The following is a 7,443-nucleotide window of genomic DNA, read 5'->3' as shown; positions in this document are numbered from 1 at the left end:
GTAATTGCCCTTCTCGACCGGGGCCGAGGACGCCCCGGATTCGACGATCTCCCGTTCGACGGGGCGGTTTCCACGATCGTAGATCTGGATGGCGTCACGCCGAACGACTGCCCAATCGCCTTCTTCGAGATAAGCGATGCGCTGCGTCCACGGCGCCACCGCGATGGCGTCCGAGCCGAGATAATTCTCGCCCTCGCCATAGCCGACCGTCAGCGGCGCACCCATGCGGGCGCCGATCAGAAGGTCGGGATGATCCTTGAACATGATGGTGATGGCGAACGCGCCCTCGAGACGGGGGAGGACATTCGCGACCGCCTGCTGCGGCGTCAGGCCCTTCTGAAGCTCGTTCGAGACGAGATGAGCGACCACCTCAGAATCGGTTTCGCTCTGGAAGGTGCGTCCAAGCGCCTTCATCTCCTCGCGGAGCGGCCGGAAATTCTCGATGATGCCGTTATGTACCAATGCCACGCCATCGACGAGGTGAGGGTGCGCATTGCCGACTGTCGGCGCGCCATGGGTCGCCCAGCGAGTGTGAGCAATACCTACCACGCCCGGCAGCGACTCTTTCTCCAGCTCCGCCGCAAGATTGTTGAGCTTGCCCTCGGCACGACGGCGCTCGAATTCGCCATCCACCAAGGTACAGATACCAGCCGAGTCATAGCCGCGATACTCAAGGCGGCGCAGCCCGCCCATCAGGCGCTCCGACACTTCTTCCCTACCGATAATCCCGACGATCCCGCACATGTTATCCAACTCTCCTGACGGCGTATTTTGCCCCTTCGCCGCATCCTGACGGAAAAGCAATGGCTCCGAAATTTGCTTTTGCGAAGCAGTCGCATTAAGCGCGTCACAAAACATAAGGGGTCGTCACATTGTATCGCTTCTCCGTCTCCGCGGCTGCGCTCGCGACCTGCCTCCTCTCCGCCGAAGCTTCGGCTCAAGCGCCATCTGAAGAGGCCGCTCCTGCGCTGGAAGATATTGTCGTCACCGCCGACCGTACCGGCTTCGGCGCGTCGCTCGTGCAAGTGGGTACGTTCCGAAACGCGCGCATCATCGATGTGCCGCTCACCGTCAACGTCGTTCCGCAGGAGCTGATCCGTTCTCAGGCGGTTGAAGGCGTGTACGACGCGTTGCGGAACACGGCAGGCGTAAGCCGTTCGCAGCTCAATGGTTCGGCCTACGACAATGTCGCGGTGCGGGGTATCCTCGTCGAAAACCGGACTAGCTATCGCCTCAACGGATCGCTGCCGACGATCAACCTCGTCGATTTGCCGCTGGAGAATAAGGACAGGGTCGAGGTGCTGAAGGGGGTAGGCGCGCTCTACTACGGCTTCGCCCCGCCATCCGGCATCGTCAACATGGTGACGAAGCGTGCCGATCGCGACGTGACCGCATTCACGGCTTCCGCCACAAATCATGGCGCACTCAAGGCGACCGCGGACATTGGGCGGCGGTTCGGCGATGCGTTTGGCCTTCGCTTGAACGGTGCGGCCGGCGCTGTCGAGACTGGCGTGGAGCGGTTTGACGGCGAACGCTACGTCGGCGCGCTTGCGGCGGACTGGGATGTGACCGACAGCCTCTCCGTCCGCTTCGACGCGGAGCATGTGGCAAAGGACGTGACGGAGCCGTCGGCGCTGCAGGTTCTCCCCGCGTCGCAGGGCTTCATTCCGGACATTCCGGATTCCATGCTGAACTTCGGCGGCCGCGATCTCAGATACGCAGCCCGGGCGACCAACCTGCTCGGCCGTGTCGACTGGCGGATCTCGCCGCAATGGGCGCTGACGGTCGAGGGCGGGCAGGCGATCACCGAGCGGGACCGAGATTTCTCGCAGTTGGAGAATTATGGCGGTGTCAGCGGCAACGGCACCTTGCGCGTGTTCCGTACGCGCGACCAGCGCTACCGCAACCGCAATGCGCGGGCGGAGCTTGCCGGCGTCGTGCAGACGGGGCCGATCACGCACAATCTCATCATCGGTGTCACCAGCAACTGGCGGTTCCAGAACGGCCGCAACAGCACGGCTTTGACGGTGGCGCAGAATTTCTTCGAGCCGAGCGACGTGTCGGTGCCGGAGCCTACCGTCTTCACAGAGGCACCGCTGAACATTCGCGATAGGGGCGCCTATGTCATGGATCGCGCCGACTTCGGACCGGTCGAGCTGCTCGCAGGCGCGCGCCACAGCGACTATAAGAGCCGCTCGACGGCGGCAAACGGCACTGTCACCCGCTTCGATCTCCGGAAATGGACGCCTTCGTTCGGGCTCATTGCCAAGCCCGCAGAGGATGTGCGTCTCTACGCCACGTATCTTGAGGGGCTTGAGGAAGGGGGGACGGCACCGCTCAATAATGCGAATGGAGGCGCGGTGCTGCCGCCGGCGGTTTCGAAGCAGTATGAGCTCGGTGCCAAAGGCGAGGCTTTCAAGGGCGTGATATTCCAGGCCGCCGCATTTCAAATTGATCGCCCGTTCGCCTTCACCGACCCGGCGGACAATGTGTTCAAGCTTGCCGGAAGGTCGCGTTACCGGGGCATTGAGGCGTCGGTGACGGGCGAGATCAGCCGCGAGCTATCCGTCTACGCTTCCGGACAATATCTCAATGCCGAGGTGCGCCGTTCCAACAATGCGCTCGTGATCGGGAAGACGCCCGAAAATACCCCGGAATGGACCGGCAGCCTTTATGCCGAATATCGTCCGGCGGCGGTGCGGGGGCTCGCAATAGGGGGCGGCGCCTTTTACGTTAGCGAGCGGGCGGTAAATGCGCTCAACCAGGCATTCGTCGACGGCTACACCACCTTCTCCGCGTCGGCGCGCTATACGTTCGAAGGCATAACGCCCGGCGGCCTGACGCTGCAGCTCAACGCCGACAACCTGACCAACGAACGCTATTGGAGCACGGCGGGTAACAATCTTCTCGGTGTTGGCCTGCCGCGCCAGATCAAGCTCACGGCGCGCGTCGGGCTCTGATGCGGCCAACCCTTTTCAGGGTGCATTTGTGGCTCGGCTTCATCGTCGGGCTTTTATGGGCTCTGCAGGGACTCACCGGAGCGATGCTGGTCTTCCACCGCGACATCGACCGGTGGGTGCGTCCACCGGTGGAAGCCGGACCGATGGTGCCGGTGGGACGGATCGTCGCGGTGGCTGAGGCGCGAACCGGGCGGCCCGTGCAGATGGTGGCGATCGCCGATGGTCATGGCGACCTGCTCAACGTCCATTATGCCGACGATGCGGGACCGAAGCTGCTCCAGTCCGAAGCCTCAACAGGCCGCGTTGTTGGGGCGGGGGACTATGATCCCGCCACACCCTTTGCAGGCTCGGGTTGGCGTTGGCTCTACCTGCTCCACGAATCTTTGCTGCTCCACGACCGCGGCGAGACGCTGATTGGCCTATCGGGGATCCTTCTGTTGACGGCGCTTGGCACAGGCCTCTGGATCGGCTGGCCCAAATGGCGGCAATGGCGCTTCGCCCTCGATTGGCGGCGATGGCGTTCCGTCCGGGCGCGGCTGTTCGGCTGGCATCGCTTGTCGGGCCTAGTGGTCGGTACGATACTGTTCATAACGGTGCCGGGCGGTGTCTGGATGATATTCGCGGCCGAGCTCAGGTCTGCCGTCGCCGGAGTTGTACCGCATCAGCTCCCGTACAAGGCTCAGCCGGTTCCGAAACTTGTCAGTGTCGTCGCACCGGATGCCGTTCTGCAGACTGCCCGCGCAACCTTCCCGAACGCGGATTTCGTACGCCTCACCATGCCTACTCCGAAAGCGCCGGTTTACACGGTGCGCCTGCGTCAGCCGGACGAGACGCGTGTCTGGTCGGGGGTGACGTCGGTGACGCTGGATGCCCAAACCGGGCGAACTCTCGATGTCTACGATCCAACACGGGCGCCGCTCAGCAACCGTCTGGCAGACGCGGCCTTTTCCGTTCACTCCGGAGAGCTGGCGGGCCTACCGGGCCGCATCCTGCTGATGCTGGCAGGTCTCGCGCTCCCGGCTTTGTACGTGACCGGGATCTGGGCCTGGTGGCGGAAGAGGCGGCGGTCCTAAACCCCTGTCTTCTTCGCGGCCATCATGTCGCGGAAGCGGGCAGCCCGGCCGGGCTTTTCCACCTGCGTGCCGCGACCGAGCGCGATGGCATCTGCTGAAACGTCGCGGGTGACGACCGAACCGGCCCCGACGATCGCGCCGGCGCCGATATTCACCGGCGCGACGAGAGCGCTGTTGGAGCCGATGAAGGCGCCCTCGCCGATTACCGTCGGATATTTGAAGAAGCCGTCATAATTGCAGGTGATGGTGCCGGCGCCGATATTCGCCTTCTCGCCGACATCCGCATCGCCGATATAGCTGAGGTGATTGGCCTTGGCGCCCTTGCCTATGCGCGACTTCTTCACCTCGACGAAATTGCCGATCTTGGCGTCCGCGCCCACGTCCGCGCCAGGGCGGAGGCGGGCATAGGGGCCGATCTCCGCGCCGTCGGCGATGGTCGCGCCCTCGATATGGCTGAAGCTGTGGATGCAGACTCGTTCGCCGACGCGGACGCCGGGGCCGAACACGACGTTGGGCTGAATCACCGTGTCCCGGCCGACCACCGTATCGTGCGCGAACCAGACTGTGTCAGGGGCGACAAGGGTGATGCCGTCGGCCATCGCCTTGAGGCGGCGGCGGCGCTGCCATTCGGCCTCGACCAGCGCCAGCTCGGCGCGGCTGTTGACGCCGGCCATCTCCCACGGCTCAGCCTCGATCACCGCCGAGGTGCGCCCGTCGCTGGCGGCGAGCATGACGATGTCGGGGAGGTAATATTCGCCGGCCGCGTTGTCGTTGCCGACGCGGGCGAGCAGCGGGAAGAGGTCCTGCGCCCGCACCGCCATCATGCCGGAGTTGCAGAGGTTGACCTTCCGCTCCTCCTCGGTCGCATCCTTATATTCGACCATCTTCAGGATCGTGTCGTCACCGTCGACTATGATGCGGCCGTAGGCGCCTGGATCCTTGGGCCGGAACCCAACGACTACCACGGCGGGCGCGTCGTCGGTGTTGAGCCTGTCGAGCATGCGCGACATGGTTTCCGCCTCGACCAGCGGCGTATCGCCGTAGAGGATGAGCACGTCGCCGTCGAAACCGGCCAGCTTCTCCTCCGCCTGCGCGACGGCGTGAGCAGTACCGAGCTGCTGTTCCTGCACCACGATCTCGCCGCTCCGTGCATCGACGAGGTGCTGGACCTGCTCGCGGCCGCTTCCGACCACTACCACCTTGTGCGCGGGGGCGAGCCCGTCGACCACGCCGAGAAGATGGTCGAGCATGGCGCGTCCCGCGATCGGATGGAGCACCTTGTGAACGTCGGACTTCATCCGCGTGCCCTTGCCGGCGGCGAGGATGATCGCTGCAAATGGTTTGTTGCGTGTCATTTATATTCCTGAACCTTGTCCGCCCCTTGGCACGGATGCCTTGCCAATTCCAGACCGTCCGCCCAAAGCGCGCCGCGCATGCCAAATATCCCTTTCGACGTGGTGGCGTTCGACCTCGACGGCACGCTTGCCGACACCGCGCCCGACCTTGCCGCTGCTCTCAATCATGCGCTCGCCGCGCTTGGGCGGGAGGCAATCGCGCCTGAATCGGTACGCCACCTCGTTGGCCATGGCGCGCGGGCGCTGCTCCGGAAGGGGTTGGCTGCAACCGGCGAAGCATCGGAAGAGCTTGTCGAGCAGGGCTTTCCGATTTTCATCGACTATTATGCCGCTCATATCTGCGACGGCACGGCTGCTTATCCTGAGCTTGAGGAGGCGCTGGACGCGCTTGCGGCAGACGGGCTGAAGCTCGCCATCTGCACCAACAAACCCGAAGCTCTGACGCACCGGCTGCTGGAAGCGCTGGGCTGGCAGGAGCGTTTTGCCAGCGTGGTCGGCGGCGACACGCTGTCTGTCCGGAAGCCGGATCCGGCGCCGCTATTTGAGGCGGTCCAGCGGGCGGGCGGCGGCCACGCGGCCTTTGTTGGCGACAGCATAACCGATGCGGATACCGCCCGGGCGGCGCGGGTTCCCTTTATCGCCGTCAGCTTCGGCTTTTCCGACCGGCCGGTAGAGGCGCTCGGCGCAGACATCGTGATCGACCGTTACGTCGACTTGTTTCCGGCACTGGCGCGGCTGGGCGCGGGCAGCTAGCCTGAAGCCATGGTGAAGCGGGGCATGCTCGGGTTGGCGCTGGTCACGGCAAGCCTCCTTCTCGCCATCTGGTGGGGAGCGCCTCTTATTGCCGCCGTGGTGCCGTTGCTGGCGGGAGGCATTGCCTTTGCTCTTTTCAGTCCGCCCGCCGCATCTATCGCTCCCGAGGAAGCGCCGCGCGACAGTGCCCCTTCCATTCCATCCCAGGCGGATCTTCTGAACGGCATCGAGGAGCCGGTGCTGATCGTGCGGGACCGGCGGGTGCTTCTCGCCAACGAGGCGGCGCGGCAGGTGCTCGGCAGCCATATCGAGGGCGTCGACGTGCGGCTCGCCCTTCGTCATCCGGCGGCGGCTGAACGCCTGACGCGGGGAGCAGAAGCCGAAGAGGGCGTCAGCCGGACTGAGTTAGCGGGAGTCGGCGAGCAGGATCGGCGCTGGGAAATGACGACCGTTCGGCTGGCGGACGGAAGCCGCTTCGTCCGCCTTACCGACCGAAGCGAAGCGGTTGCTTCGGAGAAGATGCGCGGCGATTTTGTCGCCAATGCCAGCCATGAGCTTCGAACCCCGCTGGCCACCCTGATCGGCTTTCTCGAGACCTTGCAGGATCAGGAGGCGGTGTCGGATGCGAAGACCCGATCCCGCTTCATCAATATCATGTCGGACGAGGCGCGGCGTATGCAGCGGCTCATCGACGATCTCATCTCCCTGTCGCGGATCGAGGCGGAACGCTTCACCGCCCCGCGCGAGGCGGTGCCTTTGCTCGGCTTGATCGAGGAAGTCCGCGGAAGCTGCGGACGCATGATCGAGGAAAAGGAGAGCGAGCTCCTCGTGGAGGACCAAGCGGGACAACCGGTGGCGCTCGGGGACAGGATGCAGCTCCTCCAGCTTTTCCAGAACCTCGTCGTCAACGCGCTCAAATACGGCCGAAGCGGAACGCCGGTGACAGTCCGTCTTCAGGAAAGCGGCGCCGACATGCTGTTGATACGCGTGACCGATCAGGGCGAAGGCATCGCACCCGAACATCTGCCGCGTCTTACCGAGCGCTTCTACCGCGTCGATGCCGGACGGAGCCGCTCGGTAGGCGGCACCGGGCTGGGCCTCGCCATCGTCAAGCATATTGTCAGCCGGCATCGCGGGCGGCTTGAGATACTCAGCAAGGTGGGAGAGGGCACGGAGGTTCGCGTCTGGCTGCCCCGCGCGATAGAAGCCGTTGTCATCAAAGAGTCATAGATTTGTCACAGGATTCTCCCCGAACCCGCCTAGCGCGGTTCGAACGCCGGTGGGGCGTTCCATGGAGGCAGA

The 7,443-nt window shown here is 64.3% G+C and carries 5 protein-coding genes and 1 pseudogene; 4 read left to right on the top strand and 2 right to left on the bottom strand.

Annotation, left to right across the window (positions count from 1 at the left end; genetic code table 11):
- A pseudogene (locus VGD10_RS04780) lies at window positions 1-744 on the bottom strand (glutamine--fructose-6-phosphate aminotransferase); the annotation flags it as partial.
- A gap of 128 nt (window positions 745-872) precedes the next feature.
- On the opposite strand from VGD10_RS04780, the gene VGD10_RS04775 reads away from it, so the two are divergent.
- Window positions 873-2,960, top strand: a complete 2,088-nt coding sequence (locus VGD10_RS04775) for a TonB-dependent siderophore receptor (protein ID WP_331039660.1) — start codon at window positions 873-875, stop codon at window positions 2,958-2,960.
- On the top strand, window positions 2,960-4,033 hold the full coding sequence (locus tag VGD10_RS04770) for a PepSY-associated TM helix domain-containing protein (RefSeq protein ID WP_331039659.1): 1,074 nt from the start codon (window positions 2,960-2,962) through the stop codon (window positions 4,031-4,033). The genes VGD10_RS04775 and VGD10_RS04770 overlap by 1 nt, the downstream gene beginning before the upstream one ends.
- Here the strand turns inward: VGD10_RS04770 and glmU are convergent.
- On the bottom strand, window positions 4,030-5,388 hold the full coding sequence (gene glmU, locus VGD10_RS04765; RefSeq protein WP_331039658.1) for a bifunctional UDP-N-acetylglucosamine diphosphorylase/glucosamine-1-phosphate N-acetyltransferase GlmU: 1,359 nt from the start codon (window positions 5,386-5,388) through the stop codon (window positions 4,030-4,032). The two genes, VGD10_RS04770 and glmU, sit on opposite strands and share 4 nt — an antisense overlap.
- 78 nt (window positions 5,389-5,466) lie before the next feature.
- On the opposite strand from glmU, the gene gph reads away from it, so the two are divergent.
- On the top strand, window positions 5,467-6,141 hold the full coding sequence (gene gph / locus VGD10_RS04760; protein ID WP_331039657.1) for a phosphoglycolate phosphatase: 675 nt from the start codon (window positions 5,467-5,469) through the stop codon (window positions 6,139-6,141).
- A gap of 9 nt (window positions 6,142-6,150) precedes the next feature.
- Window positions 6,151-7,371, top strand: coding sequence for a sensor histidine kinase (locus VGD10_RS04755; protein WP_331039656.1), 1,221 nt, complete (start codon window positions 6,151-6,153; stop codon window positions 7,369-7,371).
- Window positions 7,372-7,443: the final 72 nt, after the last annotated feature.

The sequence above is a fragment of the Allosphingosinicella sp. genome (assembly GCF_036402135.1).
Classification (GTDB): Bacteria; Pseudomonadota; Alphaproteobacteria; order Sphingomonadales; family Sphingomonadaceae; genus Allosphingosinicella.
This window is presented reverse-complemented; position numbering and strand designations above follow the sequence as displayed.